Genomic DNA, 24,568 nt, shown 5'->3' with positions numbered 1-24,568 from the left:
GCGACAGTTCAGCTTTTCGCGTCAAGGAGATGACAAATTGGAAGATTCCGCTCCCAGCGACGCCGCGCCTCTCGGGCCGGCTGGGCCCTCCGAGCCTCCTCCCCCGGAGCCCAGGAGCCCTCGGGTGCTGGCGCTCGGCGGGGCGGCCCTGGCGCTGGTGCTCTTCATCCTGGTGGGCGGCTCCGTCCAGCTGCTCAACGCGGCCTTCGGCATCTGGTTCACCGAGGTGTTCATCTTCATGGCGCTCGGGTGGCTGCTGCCGCGCCTGGGGGGATGGAAGCCCGCGCTCTTCACGGGGCTGACGCCGCTGCATCCGGTGCCGACGCTCTTCGGCTTCCTGTTGGGCATCGCCAACTTCTTCGCGCTGGTGGTGCCCATCCAGTTCACCGCGCAGAAGCTCGCGCCCGAGTGGATGAAGGAGATGTTCGACGGCTCGCGGCTCTTCGAGCAGCAGACGCCCGTGGAGCTCGCCATCATCCTGGCGGGCGTGACGGTCGCCGCGCCCATCTGCGAGGAGCTGTTCTTCCGGGGCGTCTTCCAGCGGGGCCTGACGCCCCCGGCGCCGCGCTCGCCCACGACGGCCCTGGTCATCTCCGCGGTGGTGTTCAGCGCGTTCCACCTGGACCCGGTGGGCTTCGTGGCGCGCGTGGAGCTGGGCCTGCTGTTCGGCTGGCTCTACCTGCGCACCGGCTCGCTGTGGCCCGGCATCGCCGCGCACGCGGCCAACAACATGGTGTCCTCGGCCGCGTTCCTCGTGGCCAAGTCGATGGGCACCGAGGCCCCCGAGACAGACACCCAGCCCCAGGACGTGCTCATGCTGGCGAGCCTCGGGTGGGTGGGGGTGCTCGCGCTGCTGGGCATGTCGCGGTGGGTCCCGGTCTGGGGCACCGGCATGGCGGTGAGCGACGAGCGCGCGCGGGAGACGAAGCCCGTGCCGTCGCTGGCGAAGCTGGTGCTGCCGTGGGTGGTGGCGGCGACGCTGTCCTTGGTGCTGCTCGCCGTGGTGGACCGGCGCGGCATCGCGCTCAACCTCCATGACGTGGCCCACCCGCTCGCACCGCTCAGGAAGGACGCGCCCGCGGGGCTCCAAGCGGAGCGGGAGTCATTGAAGGAGCTCCGCGGGGCCGTGCGCCGGGGTAAGGCTCCGCTGGAGGCATACAGCGAGGAGCGCACGCGTCAGGCGCGCGCGCACAAGGCCGAAGGCGGCACGAAGTCACCGTGAGCGAGCGCGGCGCCGGAGGAAGGAGCCTCCAGGCACCGCGCACGGACAGGCTTCCGCGCCTCGCCCCGCCGCCCTGACGGGCTCGCGGAAATCTTCGCGACGAGGAATGGCCGAGCCAGCGCCCGGCCCTCCACGTCAGACGAAGCGATACGAGCTCACGTGGAAGACGGGGCCCACCATCGCGAGGGTGAGCATGTCCTTGTCCACGCGGCCCTCGGCCTCGATGCGGTGGCCGTCCTTCTTGATGTGCCGGTCACCACCCGCGAGCTGATACGTGGTGCCATCATCGGCCTCCAGCACCCAGACACCCGTCTCGATGTCGCGGAACGCCACGCGCCCGGTGAGCGTCACGGCACGTCCTCGCGCTTGAGCATGGCGCGGGCGACGATGAGGCAGACGACCGTGTTGAAGCCCAGCCACGGCTTCGCCAGGAACGCGAAGGGCATCCACGACAGCGCCGGAGCGCCCGCCCACGCCGAGTACGCCAGGAAGCCCGCGAACCCCAACGCGAGGCCCCCCACCGCCGAGCGCATCCCCTTCCAGCCGATGGCCGGCAGCGACAGCAGCACGGGGATGAGCGCGCTGTAGAACAGCGGGTTCACCGTGCGGCCCCGGCCGAAGATGATGCGCTCCCAATCCGGGATGGGCAGCGAGGCCATCTCCACCACGTCACCCGCGGCGCCCGCCGTGCCCATGAACCAGGCACGCACGAAGTACACGCCCACCGTGGAGAGCAGCAGCGGCACGATGAAGGCCGGCCGCAAGAGCGCGTTGAGGTAGCCCGGGCGCTCACGGCCGCGCAGCGTCAGCAGCACGAAGGCCAGCAGCGCCAGCGCCCAGTACAGCGGCGGCCAACGCGACATCCCACCGCCGAGCGACGCCAGCGACGCCTCCGCGTTGAGCAGGCCGTGTCCGTACTGCTCGGTCCACGCCTGGTCCGCCACCTTCGTCGCGCCCGCGTACAGCGCCTTCTCCACCTCGTCCGGCCCCTTCGCGCCCGCCGAGTACAGCATCGCGGCCACCGCGGCCACGTGCGGCGTGGCCATGCTGGTGCCCTGGTACGAGGCGTAGACGGAGCGCGACACGTCCCTCGGGTCGATGGTGTTCTGGATGATGCCGCCCGCGTCCCCACGGCGCTTGTCACCACCGGGCGCGGCGATGTCCAGTTCCTTGCCATAGGACGAGTACGGCGCCAGCGCGCCATCCGGCCCCACCGCCGACACCGCCACGGCGCCCGGATAGGCCGCCGGGAACTCCACGTGCGCGCGGCCACCGTTGCCCGCGGCGGCCACCACGGTGACGCCCTTCTTGCGCGCGTACTCCACCGCCTGCGCCATCACCTGCGAGTAGCCGCCACCGCCCAGCGACATGTTGATGACGTTCGCGCCCTTGTCCGCCGCGAAGCGGATGGCGTCCGCGATGTCCGCCGTGGTGCCACCACCAAAGTGGTTGAGCACCTTCACCGGCATCAGCGTCGCCTCGAAGGCCACACCCGCCACGCCCTCGCCGTTGTTGGTCGCCTGCGCGATGGTGCCCGCCACGTGCGTGCCGTGGCCGTGGTCATCGTTCGCGTGCTCGTCGTCGTTGACGAAGTCGTAACCAGACACGAACTTCACGCCCTTCAGGTCGGGCACCTGCTTGAAGTCCTCGTGGTCCTCGTACGCGATGCCCGTGTCCAGCACGGCGACGACGACGCCCTTGCCCCGGCTGCGCTCCCAGGCCTTGGGCATGTCGATCATCGCCAGGTTCCACTGCCGCGCGTACTCGGGGTCATTCGGCGTGAAGCTCGCGCGGACCTCCATCAGCGGCTCGGCGGCCTCGACGCTCGGGTGCTGGCGGATCTTCTCCAGCACGCCCGCCACGTCGTCCACGCCCACCGCCAGCGTGAGGGCCTCGTCGGCGCTCTCCACCGAGTTGAGCTCCAGGTCCACGCCCCACTCGGTCTCCCAGGCGTCGAACTGCGCCTTGGTCGTGCCGTCCTTGAAGTCGACGACGATGGCGTGGGGCACCACGTCCACCGCGTCCGCCAGGTCCGCCAGCGAGGCAGGGGGCGGCGCCGGGCGCTCGGCTTCGCGCTCCGCGGACTTGCACGCGGGCGCCACCGTCACGGCCAGGGCCAGCGCGGCTCCGCCCAAACTCCATCGCACCATCCGCATCGGGATACTCCTTGAGGAACGAGGCACGCTTCCGGAAGACCCTACGAACGAACGGGGAAACGATTGGGTCTGCACGGACAGTCTGTACGTCCACTCTCCCGGCGTGCAAGTGCGGGAGGCTGAAGAAATGTGAAGAAGTCCGCTGGGTTGCGGACCATCGGTCAACCGCCGGAGAGGCGTTGGAGCCAGTGGGACAGGGCGTGACCCACCTGGGGGAGGTTGCGCTGGAAGGTGGCGCCCGCGTCGTCGATGACCTCGAACTCACCTCCCACCCGGGCCACCGCCGCGGACACCGCCGCCCGAGGCATCCGTCCGTCCGCCTCCCCCTGGACCACCAGCAACGGGCACGTCACGCGCCCCAGCACCGCCGGGTCCACCTCCGCCGGCGCCACCAGACACAGGCCTCCCACCGAAGGGAAGCGCGCCTGGAGCGCCAGGGCCACCTGAGCACCGCCATGCAGCGACGCCACCGCCACGGCGCTCGTGCCGGCCGTCTCGAGGAGGACCCGCATCGCCGCCTCGGCATCCTCGAGCAGCGCCAGGTCCTTGCCCCGCTGGCCCTGGCTCGCGCCCACGCCCCGGTGGTTGAAGCGCAGCGTGGGGAAGCCCGCGCTGGCCGCCGCCCAGGCGAGCTCCGCGGCGATGACGTGATCCATCCCCCCACCCTCGTCCGGTCGCGGCGGGATGATGAGCAACGGAGGCGCGCGCTTGCCGCGATGCGCTGTCCCCTCCATCACCTCCGCGCCCACGGGGATGAGCGTGGAGCGCTCCAGGAACTGACCTTTCTGGACCATGCAATCCACCATAGGGGGGCAGGCGGCGGATCGATACTCTTGCCCTCGCCGCTCCCCGGAAGACATCCCACCTGCGAGATTCCCTCCCGTTCAGCTCGGCTTCCCCGCCTCACTCGGGATGCGACGCAAGAAGTCATTACGACGCACCGCGTTGGAATTAAGCGTTAGGAGCGAATTACCGCGTTCGTGCGCAACTTCGGACGGCTTCCTGGGACAATGGGGCAAGGACGTCATCTTCCATCCCCCGTCGTAGTCCGCAGGAGCCCTCCAGCATGAGCACCATCGAGCGTGGCCGCCCCGTCGTCGGCACCACCCCCCGGACCCCTGTTGGCCGCACGTCGGAAGTGAACACCGTGGCGACGCCGGCGGTGCAGCCGAGCGCGGGTCGCGCGAACGCGGTGGTGGATGGCTTCGAGAGCGGCAAGGCGAAGGGCACGGCGACGGTGGCCGGTGTCTTCACGGCGCCCGCGGGCTCGAAGGACAAGGTCTACGACGGCAAGCTGGTGGGCGCGGGGGGCCAGACGTTCGAGCCCGGCACGCCGCTGAGCGACGTCCCCGCCTTCACGCCGAAGAACAACCCGAACGCGACGGCCACGGTCATCTACACCAACGGCATGCGCACGGACCTGGCCAAGCAGACGAAGGAGCTGCAGGCGCTCGCGGACACGACGGGCATGCGCACCATCGGCATCCACAACTCGACCGAGGGCACCGTCTCCGACCTGTTCCAGGCCGTGAAGGACAAGCTGGGCAAGGGCACCAACCCGGCCGTGGATACGCTGGCGGACACCGTCTACAACGAGCTGAAGGCGGGCCGTGACGTGCACCTCATCGGCTACAGCCAGGGTGGCCTCATCACCTCACGCGCGCTGTCGGATGTGGCGCGCCGGCTGCGCATCGAAGACGGGATGTCCAAGGAGCAGGTCCAGCAGACGATGAGCAAGCTGAACGTGGAGACGTTCGCGGCCGCCGCCTGCACCTACCCGGACGGCCCCAACTACGTGCACTACATCAACAACCGCGACGCGGTCCCCACGCTCTTCGGTCTGGGCGGCAAGGGCTGGAGCCCCGCGGACCTGCTGCGCCACGCGGGCAAGGACGCGAAGGTGCACTACTTCTCCGAGGACACCGTGTTCTCGGGCGCGCACTCGCTGGTGGACACGTACCTGAGCCACCGCGTTCCGTTCGAGCAGGCTCGCACCGGCCAGTTCTGATGGCCCACACGCCAGTCGTGGTAAACCACCACCATGACGCGTGACGAGGCCACTCAACTGGTGCAGGAGTATCTCCGGGCTCAGGGCGTCCACCTGAGCCCCGGGCTCAATCCGAAGGGGCTCGGTGGAGTGTCGGTGGGCGAAGCGCAGCTGTACTTCGAGCACGCCGAGGACACCGGTGAGCTCAAGTGCAGCGCGCTCATCTACCGCTTCCGTGACATGCCCCGCCCCGGCGTCCTCGAGGGCTTCCGCGCCGAGCAGGCCGCGGGCACGGACGCTGGCGGTGGCACGGTGGACTTCGAGTCGGAGAGCAAGAGCCTCTTCCTCAGTCGCTCGTACCAGACGCCTCCCATCGACCTGGTCTTCGCGTCGGAGCTGAGCAAGCTCATGGCGGCGAGCCTGCGTTGGGGGAGCGACGTGTTCGAGCGCGTGGCCGCCAAGGTCATCCCCGCGAAGTGACGTCAGGAGGGCTTCGGACATGGCGCTCGCGTTCTCCCGCCACCTGCAGTGGCTCCTGTCGACCATCGGCCTCGCGAAGCCCCCTCCCCCACCAGGTGGCCCGATGACTCGCGAGGCCGCGCGGGAGCTCGTTCGCTGGTACCTGCAGACGCAGGGCGCGGGGATGAGCGAGGGACTCAACGCGCAGGGCTTCGGCGGCGCGATGGTGGGCGACGCGCAGCTCTACTTCGAGCACCACGAGGCGACGCAGACGCTCGAGTGCAGCGCGCTCGTGTACCGCTTCCGCGAGGACCCGAAGCCGGGCGTCATCGACGGCTTCCGCCGCGAGGCCGAGGAGGGCACCGACGCGGGCGGCGGCACGGTGGACTTCGAGACGGAGAACAAGAGCCTGTTCCTCAGCCGCGACTACACGCAGATGCCCGCGGGCTCCGCCTTCACGAAGGACATGGAGCGGCTGATGAAGACCAGCCTCACGTGGGGCACCACCGTGTTGGACCGCGTGGCGTCGCGCGTCTTCGGCACCTGAGCGGGACGCGAGAACCCTCCTCGCGTCCGCGCCTCACGGGGCTTCAGACGGCCTGGAGCACGTAGAACTTGAGGTACTTCCCTTCCGGGAACTGCAGGCGCACGGGGTGGTCCGGCGGCTGGTAGCGCTCCTCGACGAGCGCCAGGTCCACGCCGGCCTTGAAGCCCGCCTCACGCACCGCGCCCATGAACTCGTCGGGGCTCACGCGCGCGGAGCACGACGCCGTGGCCAGCAATCCTCCGGGCCGGAGGATGCCCAGCGCCTGACGGTTGAGGGACGCGTAACCGTCGATGGCCGCCTGCACCGCGCGCTGGCTCTTGGCGAAGGCCGGCGGGTCCAGGATGAGCAAGTCGAACGTGCGGCCCTCGTCCTTGAAGGACTGGATGACCTTGAACACGTCCGCCGCGAGGAAGTCGTGCTTCTCCGCCGGCAGCCCGTTGCGCGTGAAGTTCTCGCGCGCCAGGGCGATGGCCTCCGGGTCCAGGTCCACTGAGAACACGCTGTTGGCCCCACCCAGCGCCGCGTTGACGGAGAAGCCGCCGCTGAAGCTGAAGCAGTTGAGCACGTCGCGGCCCTTGGCCAGCCGACGGATGAGGTGACGGTTCTCACGCTGGTCCAGGAAGAAGCCCGTCTTCTGTCCTCGCCACACGTCCACCATGAAGGTGACGCCACGCTCGCGGATGGCGATCTGCTCCGGCGCATCGGCGCCGTACAGCATGCGGCCGGTGCCCCGGCCCTCGTCCTCCTCCACGTCGTCGCGCGCCACCTCGTCGCGGCCGACGATGCCCTTGAGCCCCGGCACTCCGGCTTTCAGCGCCTCGATGATGAGCGGCCGGTACGGCGTCAGGCCGGCCGAGTACAGCTTCATCACCGCCCAGCCCGCGTAGAGGTCCACCACCACGCCCGGCAGCCCGTCACCTTCGCCGTGAATCAGGCGGTAGCTGTCCGTGTCCGTCAGGTCGATGAGCGACTGGCGCTCGGCCAGGGCCTGCCGCACGCGCCGGGTGATGAAGCCCGCGTCCACCGTGTCCCGAGAGTCACGCGTCAGCACCCGCACGGCGATGGCCGAGTGTGGGTCGTAATACCCGCGCGCGACGAACTTCCCGTTCTCCGTCAGGTCCACCACGCTGCCGGCGGGGATGCGCGGTACGTGCTCCAACGCCTTGCGGAACACCCACGGGTGCCCCGCGCGCAGGTGCCGTCCCAGTCCGCGCGCCAGCTCCAACTTCACGACATTCACGGTGTCACTCCTCACGAGCCCTTCGGCTCCGCCGGGCCAGCAGCGTCCGGGCCAGCTCCTCGAAGCCCTTCCCCTCCGCCGCCCGGGTGATGAAGGCCGGCGGCGCGTCGATGCGGTCCAACACCGCGCGCACGTTGGCCACGCCCACTCCCAGCTCGAAAGCCTGGAACATCGGGGCGTCGTTGAAAGAATCCCCCACATACACGTAGCGGCCGTCCCGGGGCTCCAGCTTCTCCCCCCACGCCACCCGCGCGAATCTCCGCGTCGCGCTCAGCTTGTCGAAGCGGCCGAGCCAGCAATTCACATGCACCGACGAGCGCACCGCCGTCACGCCACGCGCGTGCAACAGTGACTCGATGCGAGCAGCGCCCTCCTCACCCAGCCGGGCCTCCTCGTTGTAATCCACGGCCAGGTCCACTTCCGTGTACGCGCTGTCCACCGACAGCCGCGCGCCCGGCACCTGCTTCAACACCCGGGCGACCTCGGCCTGGAGCCTGCGCCGGTTCGCCACGCGCTCGGCGGGCGCCTCCAGGTACACCTTGCGCAGCCCTCGCTTGCCTCGCAGGAAGAACAGGCCCCCGTTCTCCACGATGACGCCATCCACGGGCAGCTGCCGGGCCCACGCCTCGCCCCACCCCGCCGGACGACCGCTCACCAGCACCACGCGCAGCCCGGAGTCGGACAGCCGCTCCAGCGCTCGCACGGTGTCCGAGCGCAGCTTGTGGCCTGTCGTCAGGGTGCCATCCACGTCCGTGAAGACCCCCTCGACACGGGACAGGTCCGCCTCGCGCAGCGGGCGCGGCGTCACGACCTTGCTGGCGGGGGGCATCACATCACGTCCAGTTGGGCGAGCAGTCCCTGGAAGATCTCGATGGTCGCGCCCAGCTCCGGGCCCGTGAGCTGCGCCAGGGGCTGCTTGCGCGCCTTGCGCAGGAACGCGTCCATGTCCGACGCGCGCCCGTAGAGCGACTGGGCCGCCGCGGCCGCCTCGGCGAGCAGCCGCGCGGACACCGGCGCGTCCTCGTCCACCAGCGACAGCGCCCGCTCCAGCTTCACGCCGCAGGACGCCCACACCTCGCGGTCATGGATGATGAGGATCTGTCGCTGGTTCACCGCGGACAGGCCGCGCACGAAGGCCTCCAGCTCGCTCACCACCTTCAGCAACTCCTCGCGCGGAGGGTTGTCGAGGATGGCCAGCCGCCCCACCTCCGCGCGCATCTCCACGATGTGGCGCTTGTCCTGCGCGCGCAGGTTCCGGTACGCGGCCGTGCGACCGAACGCGTCCATCTCCGTCTGGAGCTGCTGCGCGTTCCACTGCACGTCCTGGGCTTCCGCGTCGCGCACCTTGTTGAGCCGCGCCGTCAGGATGCGGCCCAGGTCCGCGGAGATGGCGCGCACCGTCACCGCGGCCTTCACCTCCGCCTCGTGGCCGGGCACCACCTGCGCCCGCGTCACCTCGCCCAGCGTGCTCGCCGTCTCGAAGACGAGGCTGCTGACGCGCTCGCGGAAGCTCGAGCGGAAGCGCTGGATCTCCGCCAGCAGCGTCCACCGGTCGCTCACCACGGACGGGTTGCGCATGGCCTCGCCCAGCTGCGTGATTCCCTGGGCCAGCTGGGTCATCGCGTCATGCATCAGCATGCCCAGGTCCTTGGCGCCGCTCAGCACCAGGTCGGCCAGGTTTCCGCCGGGCTGCGCGGGGAACTGCTCGCGGATGACGTTGAGGAGCGCGTTGACGTCCATCACCGTGTCGCGGATGACGGGCGCCATCTCCTCCCAGAGGGAGAGGTCCGGGCTGGAATCCACCACGGGCGTTTCGTACTTCACCAGGTCCATGTCGCTCAGCCGGGCGATGGCCTGGGCGGCGGCGGTGTACACCTTGCGCAACCGGCCGGCGAAAGCGCCGTCGGGATGGGCCTGGAGGATTTCTTCGAGCCTCGGAGTCAGGGAGGCCTGCGGGTTCTCGGCGTCTGCGGACACGGGGGGCACACTCTAGCGCTCGACTTCCGCGCGGGGGAGTTCTAGCACTCGGACCGGGGCCGCGCCGCAAGGCCCGGGAGCGCTACGGGATGATTCAGGTCTGTCTGCTGAAGGACGGAGCCCTCTTCACCGGGGGTGAGGAGCTGCTCGCCGAGGAGGGGCGCAAGTGGATCGACGTCCTCCAGCCGGACGAGGCGCAGATGGCCCGGCTCGCCGAGCGCTTCGGCCTGCACAAGCTGGCCGTCGAGGACTGCCTCCACCTGGACCAGCGCCCCAAGCTGGAGGAGTACCCCAACCACGTCTTCGTCGTCCTCCAAGGGTTCAGCGCGGGCAAGGACGTGTGCCAGCTCACCCTGCATGAGCACCACTTCTTCCTCGCCAAGGAGTGGATCATCAGCGTGCACGAGCTGCCCTTCAACGGGCTGGAGTCCGTGCGGCAGCGCGTGCACGCGGACCCGGCCACCACCCTGGGGCGCGGCACCGACTTCATCCTCTACCTGCTGGCGGACGGGCTGGTGGATGCCCAGTTTCCCATCCTCGACACCTTCGGCGACGAGCTGGAGGACCTGGAGGTGGCCATCTTCGAGCAGGTGGAGAAGTCCCAGCTCCAGCGCATCTTCGAGCTGAAGCGGATGCTGGTGCAGCTGCGCCGGGTGCTGTCCCCCCAACGCGACGTGGTGGGGTTGATGGCCCGGCGGGGCATCCCCCACGTCGACGACCGCTCCACGCTCTACTTCCGCGACGTGTACGACCACCTGGTGCGGCTGTACGAGCAGATCGACGCCGGCCGGGACATCCTGGGCAACGTGATGGACGGCTACCTGTCGATGGTCGCCAACAAGACGAACGACATCACCAAGCAGCTCACCATCTTCGCCACCATCTTCCTGCCGCTCTCGTTCATCGTCGGATTCTTCGGGCAGAACTTCGACGCGCTGTCGGGACAGGGCTCGTACATCGCCATGTGGGTGTCGATCATCGCCCTGCCCGTGTCCCTCTTCTTCTGGTTCAAACACAAGCAGTGGCTGTGAGGCCGCTCGCTGGAGGATTCATGCCGACCGTCACCGTGGATGGCCTTCCCCTGCACTACCGAGACGTGGGCCAGGGCCCGGCGGTGGTGCTGCTGCACGCCTTCCCCCTCAACGGGGAGTCCTTCGATGCGCAGGTGAAGGCCCTGTCGGGCCGATACCGCTTCATCCTCCCGGACACGCGAGGCTTCGGAGGGAGCGGGCTCGGTGAAGGCCCTACCCTCATGTCGCTCATCGCCCAGGACACGCTGGCGCTGCTGGATGCGCTCGGCATCGACCGGGCCGTGGTGGGCGGGGTGTCCATGGGTGGCTACGCGGCCATGGCGCTGATGCGCGAGGACGCGGGCCGGGTCGCCGGACTGGTGTTGATGGACACGCAATGCACCGCGGATGACGACGCGGGCAAGGCGCGCCGCGAGGCCTCCGCGAAGGAGGCGCTGGAGAAGGGCGTGGAGCCCGTCATCCAGGCCCTGCTGCCCAAGCTCGTCGGCTCGGGCGCGGACTCTCCGGTGGGTCGCGCGGTGGAGGCGCAGATGCGCGGAGCCTCGCCCCAGGCCATCGCAGCCGCCCAGCGCGGCATGGCGCTGCGGCCCGACAGCAAGGACATCCTGGCGCGCTACGCGGGGCCGGCGTTGATGCTCGTGGGCGAGAACGACGCCATCACCCCGCCCGAGAAGGCCAAGCAGATGGCGGACCTGGTCTCCGGTGCCCGGCTGGAGGTCATCCCCGGCGCCGCGCACCTGGCCAACCAGGAGCAGCCCGAGCGCGTCAACGCCGTGCTGGACGCGTTCCTCGCGTCACTCTGAGGAACTTCAGCGCCCACGGGTCGCCAGTCGCCGGGCCTCCTCGAGGACATGTGCCTTGAGGAGATAGCCGAAGCCCGCGTTCTGGATGCGGGTGACGAGCTCCTGGCGGGTGGAGCCCATGTGCTCGGCGACGGCGTCCAGGTTCCACTGTGATTGGGCGAGCTGTTGCAGCAGGTAGGCTCGACGCGTCTGGGCGGCGGAGAGGCGGTAGGTCTTCAGGTATTGGAGCGTGCCGTCCTTGCCGACGATGGCCTCGCCCAGGTGGTTCTCCTCCGAGGGCACCAGGCTCGTGTGGAAGCGCTGCAGGAGGTACGGGCCGGCCTCGTAGACCTTCTGGGACGACACCTCGACGCCGAAGAGTCCTCCGGCCATGAAGCCGTGGAAGGCGCCCCAGTCCTCGCGCATGCGCGTCACCTCCGCGCGCAAGTCACCGAGGCTCGACACCCGCTTCGCGTCCATCGGCGTCCACAGCTCGACGACCTCCTGGAGATAGCCGTACTGGAGCAGCAGCTCGCCGTAGAAGTCCTCGAGCAGCGTGCGGTGCAGGACGCGGTAGTCGTCGGGATGCGAGACGACGAAGGCGGACAGCAGCTCGTCCGCGTTGAACAGCAGCAGGCCCACCTGCTTCTCGTGGACCTCGAAGGTGCGCAGCGCGCCGTCCAACACCGAGCTGAGCCACCCGGGGACGGAGGACTCCATGCGGGGATTGAGCCCGGAGGTCAACGCGTCACGCGAGTACTCCGACCAGGCGACCTCTGGCCCGCCGAAGTGCTGCGCGAGGAAGCCCTCCATCGCCAGGTGCAGGGGCAGCATGCGCAGCTGGTTCTTGTCCTCGCGATGCACCATGCGATGCAGCAGGCGCACCGGGGCGGGGCCGGCCATCACCTTCTTGCCATCCCGCACGTTCAGCCGCGTGCCGTAGACAGCATCCGACTGGCGCTGTCCCCAGGTCACCACCATGCCGTGCGGGACGTAGGAGACGTACTTGAGGCCGCGGCCCTCGAGCTCGCCCTCCAGCGACACCACCGCCGCCCACTCCGAGTACTCGCGGCGCGCGAAGCGCAGGTCGTCCCGAACCTCGTCACGGAGCACGGGCACCAACCGCATGCGGTTCCACGCCTGCGCGGGCGCGAAGCGCAGCCCATGCGCCTCCAGTCGCCGGATGAGTCGCGTGTCGCTCATGCCTCCACCTCGTCCGCCCCTTCGTGCACCTGGGGCTTCAGCCACGAATCCACGCGTCCGGACAGGTACCGCTCCAGCTCCGCCAGCGACGCCGTGCCCTCCGCGAAGCGCGCGAAGCCGAGCACCGTCGGGACGTCCTCGGCGTCTCGCACGCCCACCGTGGCCACCGCTCCGCCAAACGAGCGCGGCGCGTACTCCTCCGCGTCGAAGACGGGATTGACGTGCACCAGCGCGGTGCGACGGCTCCGGTCCAGGCGCTCACGGAACACCCGCGTCAGCTCCGCCACCGCGCCCGGCGGGTCATTGTCGTACCCATCCGAGACGATGACCACCAGCTCCGCGCCCCACTCCAGCGCGTCCAGCAGCGGCGTGGCCAGGTCCGTCTGCCCGCGCGCCGACACCGTCAACACATCCTCCACGGGCCCACCCGTCCAGAACGCCCGGTACTCCCGCGCCGCGGAGGACAGCAGGTAGTGCGTCGCCAGCGCCACGGCCAACGGACGCCGACGCTTCTGCAGCGAGCCCGACGTCGAATAGCTCCGGTCCAGCACCGCCGCCACCTTCCCCAACGATGAGCTCGCGCGCGCCAATACCCGCGCCGCCGAGCCCTCCAGCGCCGTGTGCAGCTCCTCGCGGCGCGACGCCCTTGCCTCCGCCTTCAGGGACAACACGTACAGCGCCAGCTTCGTCAGCGGCGCGCGGGACAGGTCCACCGCCGGCTCCACGCCCCCCTCGCGCGCGGCGGACTCCTGGAGTCGCAGACGCTCCGCCTGGGTGAGGCGTGGCTCGATGCGCTGGAGGAACACGTCGCGCGGGACGCCGTGCTTCTGCGCCAGCCCCTCCGCCACCGTGTAGGGCAACTCGTAGAGCGCCTCCTGTGCGAAGTGCGCCCGACGGAAGGACTCGAACAGCGGCTGGGTGAAGACCCGCTTCTTCCAGCCCTTGAAGAGGAACGGCCCGAACTCGCCCTCCAGCTTCACGTGCCCGTGCACCACCGCCGCGCGCAGCTTGGAGCGGTACTTCACCGCGTCGAAGGCGAGGTTCGCGCGTCCGGCCAGGTACTCCCGGACGATGGCGCGGCTGCGGCGGTTGTTGACGTGCCGCGAGCGCAGCGACTCCAACACCCGGAAGGCGCGCTGCGTGGGCAGGCGACGGAGCGCCGCGGCGATGAGGGCGCCCTCCTCCGCTCGCTCGGCCGGGTCCACCGGACTGCCGGCGGCGAGCAGGTTGAGGATGATCTGCGCCTGGTTGAAGTGGTTGATGCCCGCCGCGAGCGTGCGGCGGTAGAGGCGCCGGTAGTTGCCCAGGATGTACTGGTGCAGGAACTCGATGGAGACCGACTGTCCGCGCGCGTCACCGTAGAACTCCCGCTGGCCGGTGCAGGAGAAACACGCGTTGACGAACATCACCAGGTCCTCTCGGGCGACCTGTTCGATACGGACTTCGGCGGGCAAGGCCATCGCGCGCACTGCCTCCAGGAAGACGAGAGGAGCGCCGCTCGGGGAAGAGTGAAACGACCAGCGTGTCAGGCTCCAAAGGCTTGAATCGGAAGTCGCATCGGAGTCCCGCGAGCGGCGCGCCGAGGCTACCACACGTCGCGCCTCGGGGACTCCTGACGACCGCCTTCAACGCCTCACGGCTGGCACGTCACCTCGGTGTCCTCCACCACGCAGGAGGCGCACGAGGCCGTCTCCACCAGGATGCCCTCCCGGCACTCCAGGATGGCCTTCCCGTCCTGACGGCACAGTCCGCGGCCCTCGGCGCTGGCCGCGCACGCATCCCCCGGGCCATTGCCGGAGGTGTCACAGCGCACCGCCTCGTCGGACTCGCGGCACCCCAACGGGCCCCGACACGGCAACTGCCGCCACTTGCCAGAACGACACTCCAGGGCCAGGACGGACTCCTGACAGATGAAGCTCCCCGGCTCGTCGCAGTCGTCCCCTGAACCGGGGCCACCGCAAGCAGTGAGGAGGAGGGAGCCAACAGCGGACACGAGTGCGAGGAAGGAGCGGTTCATGGGCTGAACCCAATATTTCGAGCGTCCCGCTCCCGGTCAACCACCCAGTGTCGACTGGAAGAAACGCCGGAAGTTTCCGCCCATCACACGTTCCACCCAGGACTCCGGATGCCGGCGCAGCAGTGCCGTGGTGAGCAGGTGCAGGTCCGTGACGTCCTTCATGCCCTTGGGCAACGGCACCATGCCGTCGTAGTCCGAGCCCAGGCCCACGCCCTCCTCGCCCATGACGTCCACCGCGTGCTCAACGTGGCGAACCACGTCATCCACCGAGTCCCCGCCCAGGTACACCGGGGCGAAGATGATTCCCACCACCCCACCCCGGTCCGCGATGAAGCGCAGCGAGGCGTCGCTCAGGTTGCGCCACCCTCCGCCCGCCGCGCGCACGCCCGTGTGCGAACAGAAGTAGCGCACCGAGGGATGGGCGAACAGGCTCTCCAGGGTGCGCTCGGAGGCGTGCGCCACGTCCACGCTCAGCCCCAGCCGGGCCATCTCCTCCATCACCTCGTGGCCCAGCGTCGTCAGCCCCCGGTTGCCCATCATCGGGAACGAGGAGCCTCCCAAGTCGTTGTTCGACAAGTGCGTGAGCCCCATGAAACGCACGCCCCGGCGGTGCAGCTGCGCCAGTCGCTCCACCTTCCCCTCGATGGCGTGCCCACCCTCCACGCCCAGCACCGCGGACAGCCGCCCCTGGGCCAGGTTGTCATCCAACACCTGACGCGAGGTGGCCACGCGCACCGTGTCCCCGGAGCGCTGGCAGAACTCACCCATGCGCTCGAGCTGCCACAGCGCCCGCGTCCACTCGCTGGCGCGCGCCTCCCGAGGCCAGCCGCGCCACGCGGCGAACACCGGGAAGCCGCCGATGAAGGGGAAGCCCCGGGTGACGATGGTGAAGCACTGCAGCTTCACCCCCGCCTCCCTCAGGCGGGGGAAGTCCACGTGCCCCTCGTCGGAGCGGACACACAAGTCCCGGTTCCACATGAGGGAGTCCGCGTGTCCGTCCGCGATGCACCATTGCCGGTGGAGCTCGTTCACGTCACCCATAGGTGCCTGAGTCTGCCCATCCCACGGCCCCAGACAAGCACCCTTCCACCCGCGCGGGGCCTCATGTCCCGGTGGCGATGGCGCCACGGGGGAAGGACAGCCCGGGCAGCGCATCCTCCGGAGAGAGCACGTCCGCGGCGCGCCCTCGGGAGCGAGCCTCCTGGCGCACCTGCAGGGCCTCTCGCGCGGCCTCCGCAGGACCATAGGCGTACCCCCGCCCCGCCAGCACCCCGCGCAGCGCGTCCCGCAGCTCCAGCGCCGTCTGGAAGCGCTCCTCCGGTTCGCGCCGCAGCAGCCGCGTCAGGATGGAGCGCAGGGGCGAGCCCAGAGAGTGGGTCGCATGCTCCACGTGCTCCGGAGCGAAGCAGGCCACGCGCGCCGCCATCAACGGCAGGGGCAGCCAGCTGGGAGACTCCGCCTGGAGCGACTCCGCTTCCGGGTGCGGGCCGGCCGCGAGCGCCGCGCGCTCCACTGGCTCCAAATCCAGCAGGTGCAACCCGGTGGCGAGCTCCAGCAGCACCACGCCCAGGGAGAACAGGTCCGAGCGCCCATCCAGAGGCCGCCGCAGCAGCACCTCCGGCGACGCATACGCCAGGTCCCCGCGGACGACGTGGGACTCCGTGGCCACGCGCCCGGGCAGCCGCGCCCACGCCAGCGCGAAGTCCGCCAGCTTCACGTGGCCGCGCACGTCCAGCCGCACCGTGCGCGGGCTGACGTCCCGGTGCACGAGCCCCAGGGGCCTGCCCCGGTCATCCTCCAGCGAGTGCGCGTGGTGGAGCGCGTCCGCCAGCTGCTCGCCCACGTAGGCGGTGAAGGTCTCCGAGAGGGGCCGGCGCCGCAGTGCCGCGAAGCTCATCAGCGTCTCCAGGCTCTGGCCTTCCACGTACTCCATGACGAGGTGGGGCGAGCCGTCGTGCACGCGCACCAGGAACACCTGCGCGATGGACGGATGCGACAGCCGCATCAGCAGCTTGATCTCCTCGCGCAGCCGCGCCCGGCCGAGCTCGTCCTCCGCGTCCATCAGGCGCTTGATGAGCACCAGGTCGCCGGGCGTGTCCGCGTAGTGCCTGCGGGCGAGCAGCAACTCCCCCGCGCCACGCGAGCCCAGGTAGCGGATCAACTCGTAGGAGGTGGCGCCCGCGGAGAAGAGGATGAAGGGTTTGAGGGAAGGCTGGTCCGGGTGGTGGGTACCCATGCGAAGGACGGCTCCTGGTGTGCGAAGGACCTCCCCAGGGTTGGGAAGGCGTGAGGAAACCCCACGCGTCCTCCCTACCATCCAGGTCCGACACGCACTTCCGACCCTTCAGAATGGATTCAGGGAAAAAAGGAAACGGCCCCCACCGAAGTGGGAGCCGTCCCTGGGCCGCCCGTGAGGAAACGGACCGCCCGACCGCGCCCCGCGTTACTTGGTGGGCGTCACGTTCTGCGTGACGTTCAGCTCGCGGACCACCATGTCCTTGCCGTCCATGACGTACGACGCGCGGACCTGGTCGCCCTCCTTCAGGTCACCCAGCTTCACCTCCTGGCTGTTCTGGAGGATGCGGCTCTGGTCGTTCGTCTTCAGCTTGAGCTGACGGTTGTTGGAGGTGTCCACCACCGTCAGCGTGCTGCCGCTGGTGGAGAGCACGCGACCGGACACGTTGGTGGCCGCCGCCATGGCCCCCGCCGTGCCGGAGCCGCCCTGGGCCAGCTCCTCGTTGCGATCACGCCGCGCCTCGGCGAGGTCCGCCTGCTCATCGCGGACGTCCTCCTGGGCGCTGGCGATTTCCTCGTTCGCCTCACGCTGGGACTCGGCAATGTCCTCCTGCGCGTTGCGCTGGGTGTTCGCGATGTCCTGCTGCTCCTCCTGACGAATCTCCGCCACCTCCTGGCGGGCCTCGCCCTGCGCCTCGGCGACGTCCTGGCGCTGCTCCGCCACGTTGTCCCGCTTGCTGCAACCGGTCACCATCGCCATCGCCGCCACCGCACCGACCGCCATCATGAGCTTGCGCATATTCGTCGTGCCCCTTTCGGTAGGCTGTCCGGAGTGATTGTTCCCCGGTGTTGGACAGAAAGTGAGCGCTCCCCTCGCACTTGCACAGGGCTTGCGCACGCGAGGGTGAAGACACAGGGGTCCCCAGGCGTGCACTCGGGCCTTGCTCGCCCGGCCGCTCTGCGTGGGAACATTCCCAGCCACTGCCCACACGGGAGAAGCGGGTTGCCCTGTGAGAGGTGCCCTGCTTCTCCGCGTGCTCGAAGCCCGTCGGACTACGGTCCCGCGTCGCCTCCGGCATCCGGAGCGCCACCATCCGGCGTGCCGCTGCCCGCGTCGGCGTCATCGCAGAACGGGGCCCCGCCCTCCGCCCAACGGGCGACGAGCGCGCGCTCCTCCGCCGTGGGCAACGGGACGGTGGTCGGCGAGGGCGGCATGTCCTGGAACACCGAAGTGCGCGCGCGGATTCTGTCCGCCTTCGCGAAAGCGCCCGGCAGTCCACCGCCGTCCGCGCCGCCATCCGGCGCCACGTAGTAGTCCAGACGGAACGAGGACTGGCCGCTGCCGCTGGTGTCCGCGCCGTGGCAGGTGCTCACGCAGCTGGCGGCGAGGATGGGCGCCACGTCCTTGCAGTACGTGGGCACCGGCCCCGCGTCGACAGGGCCCGCGTCGGACGACGGCAGGCCGAGGACCTCGCACGTGCGCCCCTGCCCCTGCCTCACCGCGACGCAGACGTGGGTGTCGGGACAGTCGCCGGCCGTCTCACACGTCTTGCCGGTGAAGTCCGCCACGTCGATGGTGCAGGCCGCGAGGAGGGCGGCCGCGCCGGTGGCGCCCGCGAGGAGTTTCTTCATGTTGGGCTCGGGAGAAACCGGGGACGAGGGAAGCGAGGGGGAACGGCCGCGACGTCAGGGCCCGGCATCGGGGCTGTCACAGAAGGGAGCGCCACCGGCCACCCAGCGCGCCACCAGGGCCCGCTCCTCGGCGGTGGGCTGGGTGACGCTGCTCCCCGAGGGAGGCATGTCCTTCAGCTCGGACGTGCGCACCCGGATGCGCAGCGCCTTGGCGCGCGCGCCCGGCACGCCGTTGCCCGTGGGCTCGTAGTAGTCCAGGCGAAACGAGGACTGGCCACTGCCGCTGGTGTCCGCGCCGTGGCAGGTGCTCACGCAGCTGGCGGCGAGGATGGGCGCCACGTCCTTGCAGTACGTGGGCACGGGGCCCGCGTCCGTGCCGCCGTCGGCATCGGTGTAGTGCGGGGGATAGACGACCTCGCACGTGCGCTGGCCGTCGGCGGCGACGGCGGTGCAGGCATACGCGGAGGGACACTCGGTGTCGTCCGAGCAGGCGCGCCCGGCCAGGTCATCCACGTTGATGGAGCAGGCCACGGCCACCAGCACGGCACCGCAGGCCAGGAGGGGGACAGGAGAGCGGAGGGCCACGGGGGGCTCGGTCAGAAGTGGTAGGTGAGGCTGGCGGTGTCGGCGGCCTCGGCCGGGAGCAGCTCCAGCACCAGCCCGTACAGCACGGCGGCGCCCGCGGCGGCGTACATCAGGTTGGCCGCGGTGGAGGCCGAACGGGCGCGGTCCAACGTGCTCCTCGCCTCCCGGGCGGACGACAGGCTCTGCGCGCGCTTGGCCTCGCCCTGCGCGAAGAAGCCCAGGCCCAGGCCTCCCACGGCCAGCACGCCGCCCGCGACGAAGGCGTACCGGTGGCCCTGCAGCAGGGGCTGGGGCGCGCGGACAGGTGCATCCAGCGTCGCGACGGGGTCCGCGGCGGCGGCGGTGACGGGCAGCCCGAGCGCGACGACGAGCGCGGTGGAGACAAGCCTGCTGGGAGCCATGAGCATGGCGCCGAGTATAGCGATGACGCTGGCGGACGTACTGCCGGAGTGTGCGTTGACAGCACAAGAGGGCCCCTGTAGTGCGTGCCCGGGTCCCCATCGCAAGGAGCCGTGACGCCGTGCAGGTCTGGGTCAACGGAGAAACGCGCGAGGTGCCGGAGGCAACCACCCTCTCGGCGCTGTTGGAGTCGCTTCGGGTCGGCGGCCCGGGCGTGGCCGTGGAGGTGAACGCCGAGGTGGTGCGCCGCGCCCACCACCCCGAGCACCGCCTCCAGCCGGGGGACCGTGTGGAAATCGTCACCTTCGTCGGCGGCGGGTAGCGAGGAGATGACCATGAGCATCCAGGACAAGCCCTTCACCATCGCGGGGGTGACGTTCTCCTCCCGCCTCATCCTGGGGACCGGCAAGTACCCCAGTCACGCCATCATGAAGCAGTGTCACGAGTCCTCCGGCACGCAGATGGTGACGGTGGCGGTGCGCCGGCTCGACCTGAAGGCCACGGGCGAGGCGTCGCTCATGAGCTTCATCGACCGCCAGAGGCTGCGCCTGTTGCCCAACACGGCCCTCTGCTACACGGCCGACGACGCGGTGCGCACCTGCCGGCTCGCCGAGGAGCTGGGCATGAGCAAGTGGGTGAAGCTGGAGGTCCTCGGCGACGAGAAGACGCTCTACCCGGACGTCGAGGAGACGGTGAAGGCGGCGCGCATCCTGGTGAAGGAGGGCTTCACCGTGCTGCCCTACACCAGCGATGACCCCATCACCGCGCGCAAGCTGGAGGACGCGGGCTGCGCGGCGGTGATGCCGCTGGGCGCGCCCATCGGCAGCGGCCTGGGCATCCGCAACCCGCACAACATCCGCCTCATCCTGGAGACGGTGAAGGTGCCCGTCATCGTCGACGCCGGCGTGGGCACCGCGTCCGACGCGGCCATCGCCATGGAGCTGGGCGTGGACGGCGTGCTGATGAACACCGCCATCTCCGGCGCGCAGGACCCGGTGCGCATGGCCGTGGCCATGAAGAAGGCCGTGGAGGCCGGCCGCGACGCGTACCTCGCCGGGCGCATCCCCCGGAAGGCCTACGGCTCCGCGTCCAGCCCCATCGACGGCATCGTCCAGTAGTCCCGCGCGGACGGACAGGACGCTCCCGTGGCGCCCCCCCTCCCCCGGCTCATCGTCATCACCGACTGGCGCCTCGCTCGGGGGCGCCTCTTGGAGGCGCTGTCCCGCGCGCTGGAAGCGGGCCCCGACGTCGCCGTGCAGCACCGCCACCCGGAGGCCACCTCGCGCGGTTTCCTCGAGGAGGCGCGGGTGCTCGCCGCGCTCTGCCACGCCCGCGGCAATCCGCTGTTCATCAACGGGCGACTGGACGTGGCCCTGCTCGTGGACGCCCACCTGCACCTGCCCGCCCACGGGCTTCTGCCCTCGCAGGTCCGCCCGCGCCTGCCCACCGGACGCCTCATCAGCGTGGCCGTCCACGACGAGGCCGAGGCCCTGGAGGCGCGCGGCGCCGACCTGGCCCTGGTGAGCCCCGTCCATGCGCCCGGCTCCAAGCCCGGGGATGCGCGGCGGCCGCTCGGCCCCGAGGGGTTTCGTGCCCTGGCGGGCAGGCTCGCATGCCCGGCGCTCGCGCTCGGGGGCATCACCCACGAGCGCGCGCTGGCGCTGGAGGGCGCGGCCGGGTTCGCCGTCATCTCGGCGGTGCTGGAGGCGGAGGACCCGGCGCACGCGGCGCGCACGCTGCTCGCGGCCTGCCCTCCCCGGGCTATGCTGCCGGTCCCGTGACTTCACCTGCCTCCGCATCCGCGCTGCGTCCCCTGGCCCTGGGGGAGCTCATCGACCGCTCCGTCACCTTCTGGCGCGGCCACCTCAAGCCCCTCTTCGTGCTCAGCCTGGGCTACTCGCTGGTCAACTACATCGCGACCAAGGGCGTGCTCCAGCTCACGCGGGTGCTGACGCCCATGCTGTACTCCCCCGACCAGCAGGCGCTGGCCCAGCAGAACCCGTTCGAGATGCTGGGACAGTCCGCCCTCGCCATGGCGCTGTGGGGCGGGATGTTCTCGTTCCTCATCTGGAGCTACTGGCTGGCGATGGTCGCCACGTCCCGCTTCGTGGTGTCCACGCAGCTCGGCACGCCGGTGAGCCCCGCGGACAGCCTGCGCCGCAGCCTCTCCATGGTGGGGCCGGTGACGGGGGCGTTCGTGTTGTCCCTGGGCTGGTCGCTGCTGGTGACGCTGGTGGCGTGTGTCCCCGGCGTCATCGTGCTCGCCGTGGGCGGAGTCGTGTCCGCGACGGGCTCACAGGCGATGGGCGCGGTGGTCCTCATCCTGGGCGCGCTGGTGCTGGGCCTGGGCATGCTGGGTGCCATGCTCTGGTACTTCCTGCGCTTCCTGCTGCTTCCGCCCGTGCTGGCGATGGAGGACCTGGGCGCATGGGCCGCGTTCCAGCGCTCGGGGACGCTGCTGTCGGGGCGCGTGGAGCCGGGCTTCCTGGGGCGGGTGGTGGTGCGAGGGATGATTCTGTTCACCGTCGTCAGCCTCATCCTGTTCTCGGTGCACCTGCTCTTCGGCATCCCTTCCTGGCTGGTGATGCTGCCCTACGGCAACCCGTTCTCCGCGGACACCATCGCCCGCACGCCCCAGTGGCTGCTGGTGCCCGTCGAGCTCCTCCAGGTCATGGCGCAGTCCTTCTTCTCCCCCGTCAACTTCGTCGTCTGCGCGTTCTTCTACCTGGACCTGCGCGTGCGGCGGGAAGCCCTGGACCTGGAGCAGCGACTGGGCGGCGGCACCTCGCCGACGTCGCCGCTCGCCGCCTGACCCCGCGCGCCCGTGTCCGTGCCCCTGCTGCCCTTGATGCTCCTGTTGACCGCGCTTCCTTGCGAGGAGCGGGTGGACACGGTGCGCTCGCTCCAGGAGGCGTTGCGCGCGGGCCCTTCCGAGGTCTCCGCGTCACTGGAGCGATTGGAGCGGGAGCTCGGGGGCATCCCGCTGCCTCCCGCTCCCGAAGACGCGACGGAGGCTCAGCGCGTCGAGCAGGTGACGGCGTTCCTCGAGCGTGCGTGCGCCCTTCGTGAGCAGGAGGCCCGCTCTGGAGAAGCGCTGACGGAGTTGCCCGAGAGCGAGCAGCAGCGATTGAAGGCCGTGTTGGATCGACCGGAGTTCGCTCGCGCGAGGCAGCGGCACGGCGATTTGGTGAAGCAGTGGCTGCGCAAGCTGGAGGCGTGGTTGGAGGGCCTGTTCGAGTCGCGCGAGGCGCAGGGCTTCGCGGTGGCGACTCGCACGGTGATGCTGGGATTGGCGATGGCGCTCGTGCTGTGGGGCGTGTTGAAGGTCCGCGCCATGCGTCGGGGACGCGCTCCGGGGCGAGCGCAGGACCTCACCGGGTCCGCGGCGCCGCTCGTGCTGGACGCGCCACCGGAGCATCTGCGACGCGCGCGCGCGGCACTGACGACCGACGGACGCGAAGCGATTCGCGAGGCCTTGTTGGGAATGCTGTCCGCGCTGGAGGAGCGACGGCTGGCGCGTCCCGACCGCGTGAAGACGAACCGGGAGCTGGCCTCGGAGCTTCCGTCGCGAGGGGCTCCCGCCTCCGTCACCCGGGAGGTGGAGCGTCTGGTGGAGTGGTACGACCACGCCTTCTACTCCCTGGCCCCCGTCTCCGTGGACGAGGCCGCGCGCTTCCTCGAGGCGGTGGAGCGACTCCTCGGCACGCTCGGCGCGGAGGCCGCGGCATGAGCTGGGCGACGACACGCGACCTCCCCTCCCCTGCACTCGGGAGTCTGTTGCGTCCAACGCGGAGCGGTCGTCCGCGCGGCGCCTCCGGATGGCAAGCAGTCCTTTCCATCGCGGGCAACGTGCCTCCCCCATCGGAGGCCACGCCGTGAAGAACACACGGACCCTCATCGTCTTCGGTGTCCTCATCGCGCTCGCGCTGGCGATGGGACTGACGACGCGCGCGGATGCTCCCGACTCGCCCGTTCCCTCCGTGGAGAACACCGGGCCTCAAGGCGCCCGCGCGCTCTACCTGTTCCTCCGTGAAGGCGGACGCGCCGTCAGCCCCCAGCTCACTTCGCTGGAGTCACTCGCCGCGGACACCCGGACGCTCGTGATGGCCTCGCCCGTCGGCAGCCCGGTGACGGACGAAGAGGTGCGCAAGGTCGAGCGCTTCGTCGAGCAGGGCGGCACCCTCGTGTACCTGTCGACGCGCGAGCTGGGCATGCACCAGGCCGCGCTCGAGAAGTGGCTGCGTCTGGAGTCCGGTCCCCTGCTGCCCGCGAGTGAGCGGGGACTCTCCACGGACCTCGCGGACGCGGGTGGAACCACGGTGGACGTGTGGCTGGGCGCGGGCCCTCTTCGTGGACTCAGCACGCTGCGCGTCTCCCAGGACCGCGGCATCCTCATGGAGCACCCGGACGCGATTCCGCTCGCGGGGCTCGGTGGCGCGGTGGCGGTGTGGCGGCGCGCGCTCGGACAGGGCGAAGTCTACGTCCTCGCCGGCGCGGACCTCCTGGAGAACCGCCGCATCGAGCTGCTCGACAACGCGCGCTTCTGGAGCGCGCTCGCGGCCCGTGGCCCCCTCGTCATCGACGAGTTCCACCACCAGCTCGCGCCTCCACCTCCACTCTCGCGCGGCATCTGGGTCTTCGTCGCGCAGGTCCTGGTCGTCAGTGGCCTCTACGCGTTCTCACGCGGCACGCGCTTCGGCGCGCCAAGGCCCCATCGGGAGGAGAAACACCGCTCCGCGCTGGAGTACGTGCGCAGCATGGGCTGGCTCATGCGACGCGCGAAGGTGGAGAAGTCCCTGCTCCCCGAGCTGGACTCATCCCTGCGTCAGCAATTGCAGGAGCGCCTGGGCATCTCCCCTGCCCTCACCGACGCGGAGGCCGCGCGACTCCTCGAACAGGACGGCGGCATCCCCGCGTCGCACTACCTGGACGCGAAGGCGGAGCTCACCCGGCTGCTCGGACAAGCCACCGTCAAGCCTGCGGACTACGCGCGCGTGGCCCGCCTCTATGCGCACCTGGAGCGCACCGTGGCGGGCCACCGTTCCTGAGTCCTCACGTGCACACAGGGGGCGCGAAGCCTCCGCGCCCCGAGTGCC

Annotated in this window: 27 protein-coding genes; 12 read left to right on the top strand and 15 right to left on the bottom strand. The window is 70.3% G+C overall.

Annotation, left to right across the window (positions count from 1 at the left end; genetic code table 11):
• The first annotated feature begins 37 nt into the window (after positions 1-37).
• The gene (locus LXT21_RS14500; RefSeq protein ID WP_323394487.1) at positions 38-1,222 is read left to right on the top strand and encodes a type II CAAX endopeptidase family protein; all 1,185 of its coding nucleotides are present in this window, start codon (positions 38-40) and stop codon (positions 1,220-1,222) included.
• Between the two features lie 135 nt (positions 1,223-1,357).
• On the opposite strand, the gene LXT21_RS14495 is transcribed toward LXT21_RS14500, so the two are convergent.
• The 3 genes from LXT21_RS14495 to LXT21_RS14485 all read right to left on the bottom strand — a co-directional run bounded on the left by LXT21_RS14495 (position 1,358) and on the right by LXT21_RS14485 (position 4,172).
• Positions 1,358-1,573 carry a DUF5818 domain-containing protein gene (locus LXT21_RS14495; protein WP_254038733.1) on the bottom strand — a complete coding sequence of 72 codons (216 nt, stop codon included), beginning with the start codon at positions 1,571-1,573 and terminating at the stop codon, positions 1,358-1,360.
• A complete protein-coding gene (locus LXT21_RS14490) occupies positions 1,570-3,378 on the bottom strand; it encodes a S8 family serine peptidase (RefSeq protein ID WP_254038732.1) in 1,809 nt (602 codons plus the stop codon). Before LXT21_RS14490 ends, LXT21_RS14495 begins: the two co-directional genes overlap by 4 nt.
• Positions 3,379-3,539: 161 nt before the next feature.
• A complete protein-coding gene (locus LXT21_RS14485; protein WP_254038731.1) occupies positions 3,540-4,172 on the bottom strand; it encodes a serine aminopeptidase domain-containing protein in 633 nt (210 codons plus the stop codon).
• A gap of 272 nt (positions 4,173-4,444) precedes the next feature.
• Here LXT21_RS14485 and LXT21_RS14480 point away from each other — a divergent pair, with 272 nt between their 5' ends.
• The 3 genes from LXT21_RS14480 (at position 4,445) to LXT21_RS14470 (ending at position 6,371) form a co-directional block, all read left to right on the top strand.
• Positions 4,445-5,386: a hypothetical protein gene (locus LXT21_RS14480; protein WP_254038730.1), complete on the top strand. Its 942-nt coding sequence runs from the start codon at positions 4,445-4,447 to the stop codon at positions 5,384-5,386.
• Between the two features lie 33 nt (positions 5,387-5,419).
• On the top strand, positions 5,420-5,845 hold the full coding sequence (locus LXT21_RS14475) for a hypothetical protein (protein ID WP_254038729.1): 426 nt from the start codon (positions 5,420-5,422) through the stop codon (positions 5,843-5,845).
• A gap of 103 nt (positions 5,846-5,948) precedes the next feature.
• Positions 5,949-6,371 (top strand): hypothetical protein, encoded by a 423-nt coding sequence (locus LXT21_RS14470; RefSeq protein WP_254039110.1) that lies wholly within the window; start codon positions 5,949-5,951, stop codon positions 6,369-6,371.
• A 43-nt stretch (positions 6,372-6,414) separates the two neighbouring features.
• Here LXT21_RS14470 and LXT21_RS14465 read toward each other — a convergent pair whose 3' ends face one another.
• From LXT21_RS14465 to LXT21_RS14455, 3 genes are read right to left on the bottom strand one after another with little or no spacing between them, the layout of a single operon-like run.
• Positions 6,415-7,611, bottom strand: coding sequence for a class I SAM-dependent rRNA methyltransferase (locus tag LXT21_RS14465; protein ID WP_254038728.1), 1,197 nt, complete (start codon positions 7,609-7,611; stop codon positions 6,415-6,417).
• Between the two features lie 4 nt (positions 7,612-7,615).
• Positions 7,616-8,440: an HAD-IIB family hydrolase gene (locus LXT21_RS14460; RefSeq protein WP_254038727.1), complete on the bottom strand. Its 825-nt coding sequence runs from the start codon at positions 8,438-8,440 to the stop codon at positions 7,616-7,618.
• Entirely contained in the window at positions 8,440-9,597 is a 1,158-nt protein-coding gene (locus LXT21_RS14455) for a hypothetical protein (protein ID WP_254038726.1), read from the bottom strand. Before LXT21_RS14455 ends, LXT21_RS14460 begins: the two co-directional genes overlap by 1 nt.
• An 80-nt stretch (positions 9,598-9,677) precedes the next feature.
• Here LXT21_RS14455 and corA point away from each other — a divergent pair, with 80 nt between their 5' ends.
• Positions 9,678-10,619, top strand: a complete 942-nt coding sequence (gene corA, locus LXT21_RS14450) for a magnesium/cobalt transporter CorA (protein WP_254038725.1) — start codon at positions 9,678-9,680, stop codon at positions 10,617-10,619.
• Between the two features lie 20 nt (positions 10,620-10,639).
• Complete coding sequence (locus tag LXT21_RS14445; RefSeq protein ID WP_254038724.1) at positions 10,640-11,422, top strand: alpha/beta fold hydrolase; 783 nt, start codon at positions 10,640-10,642, stop codon at positions 11,420-11,422.
• Positions 11,423-11,428: 6 nt separating this feature from the next.
• Here LXT21_RS14445 and LXT21_RS14440 read toward each other — a convergent pair whose 3' ends face one another.
• The 9 genes from LXT21_RS14440 to LXT21_RS14400 form a co-directional block, all read right to left on the bottom strand.
• The gene (locus tag LXT21_RS14440) at positions 11,429-12,604 is read right to left on the bottom strand and encodes an ARPP-2 domain-containing protein (protein ID WP_254038723.1); all 1,176 of its coding nucleotides are present in this window, start codon (positions 12,602-12,604) and stop codon (positions 11,429-11,431) included.
• Positions 12,601-14,064, bottom strand: coding sequence for a hypothetical protein (locus LXT21_RS14435; RefSeq protein WP_254038722.1), 1,464 nt, complete (start codon positions 14,062-14,064; stop codon positions 12,601-12,603). The genes LXT21_RS14440 and LXT21_RS14435 overlap by 4 nt, the downstream gene beginning before the upstream one ends.
• 173 nt (positions 14,065-14,237) lie before the next feature.
• Positions 14,238-14,621 (bottom strand): hypothetical protein, encoded by a 384-nt coding sequence (locus LXT21_RS14430; RefSeq protein ID WP_254038721.1) that lies wholly within the window; start codon positions 14,619-14,621, stop codon positions 14,238-14,240.
• A 36-nt stretch (positions 14,622-14,657) separates the two neighbouring features.
• Positions 14,658-15,662 carry a dipeptidase gene (locus LXT21_RS14425; RefSeq protein ID WP_254038720.1) on the bottom strand — a complete coding sequence of 335 codons (1,005 nt, stop codon included), beginning with the start codon at positions 15,660-15,662 and terminating at the stop codon, positions 14,658-14,660.
• A gap of 61 nt (positions 15,663-15,723) precedes the next feature.
• Positions 15,724-16,857, bottom strand: a complete 1,134-nt coding sequence (locus LXT21_RS14420; protein WP_254038719.1) for a serine/threonine-protein kinase — start codon at positions 16,855-16,857, stop codon at positions 15,724-15,726.
• A 207-nt stretch (positions 16,858-17,064) separates the two neighbouring features.
• Complete coding sequence (locus tag LXT21_RS14415; protein WP_254038718.1) at positions 17,065-17,643, bottom strand: hypothetical protein; 579 nt, start codon at positions 17,641-17,643, stop codon at positions 17,065-17,067.
• 266 nt (positions 17,644-17,909) lie between these two features.
• On the bottom strand, positions 17,910-18,488 hold the full coding sequence (locus LXT21_RS14410; protein WP_254038717.1) for a hypothetical protein: 579 nt from the start codon (positions 18,486-18,488) through the stop codon (positions 17,910-17,912).
• Between the two features lie 54 nt (positions 18,489-18,542).
• Entirely contained in the window at positions 18,543-19,073 is a 531-nt protein-coding gene (locus tag LXT21_RS14405; RefSeq protein WP_254038716.1) for a hypothetical protein, read from the bottom strand.
• 11 nt (positions 19,074-19,084) lie between these two features.
• Positions 19,085-19,474 carry a hypothetical protein gene (locus LXT21_RS14400; RefSeq protein ID WP_254038715.1) on the bottom strand — a complete coding sequence of 130 codons (390 nt, stop codon included), beginning with the start codon at positions 19,472-19,474 and terminating at the stop codon, positions 19,085-19,087.
• 119 nt (positions 19,475-19,593) lie between these two features.
• Between LXT21_RS14400 and thiS the strand changes: the two genes are divergently transcribed.
• From thiS to LXT21_RS14370, 6 genes are all read left to right on the top strand, one after another.
• Positions 19,594-19,794 carry a sulfur carrier protein ThiS gene (gene thiS, locus LXT21_RS14395; protein ID WP_254038714.1) on the top strand — a complete coding sequence of 67 codons (201 nt, stop codon included), beginning with the start codon at positions 19,594-19,596 and terminating at the stop codon, positions 19,792-19,794.
• Positions 19,795-19,807: 13 nt separating this feature from the next.
• Positions 19,808-20,590, top strand: a complete 783-nt coding sequence (locus tag LXT21_RS14390) for a thiazole synthase (protein WP_254038713.1) — start codon at positions 19,808-19,810, stop codon at positions 20,588-20,590.
• Between the two features lie 27 nt (positions 20,591-20,617).
• Complete coding sequence (locus LXT21_RS14385) at positions 20,618-21,253, top strand: thiamine phosphate synthase (RefSeq protein WP_254038712.1); 636 nt, start codon at positions 20,618-20,620, stop codon at positions 21,251-21,253.
• Positions 21,250-22,284 carry a hypothetical protein gene (locus LXT21_RS14380; RefSeq protein WP_254038711.1) on the top strand — a complete coding sequence of 345 codons (1,035 nt, stop codon included), beginning with the start codon at positions 21,250-21,252 and terminating at the stop codon, positions 22,282-22,284. The genes LXT21_RS14385 and LXT21_RS14380 overlap by 4 nt, the downstream gene beginning before the upstream one ends.
• 12 nt (positions 22,285-22,296) lie before the next feature.
• The gene (locus LXT21_RS14375) at positions 22,297-23,202 is read left to right on the top strand and encodes a DUF4129 domain-containing protein (RefSeq protein WP_323394478.1); all 906 of its coding nucleotides are present in this window, start codon (positions 22,297-22,299) and stop codon (positions 23,200-23,202) included.
• 145 nt (positions 23,203-23,347) lie between these two features.
• On the top strand, positions 23,348-24,520 hold the full coding sequence (locus tag LXT21_RS14370; protein WP_254038710.1) for a DUF4350 domain-containing protein: 1,173 nt from the start codon (positions 23,348-23,350) through the stop codon (positions 24,518-24,520).
• Positions 24,521-24,568 lie beyond the last annotated feature (48 nt).

This window comes from Myxococcus guangdongensis (genome assembly GCF_024198255.1).
In the GTDB taxonomy this organism is placed as follows: Bacteria; Myxococcota; Myxococcia; order Myxococcales; family Myxococcaceae; genus Myxococcus; species Myxococcus guangdongensis.
This window is presented reverse-complemented; position numbering and strand designations above follow the sequence as displayed.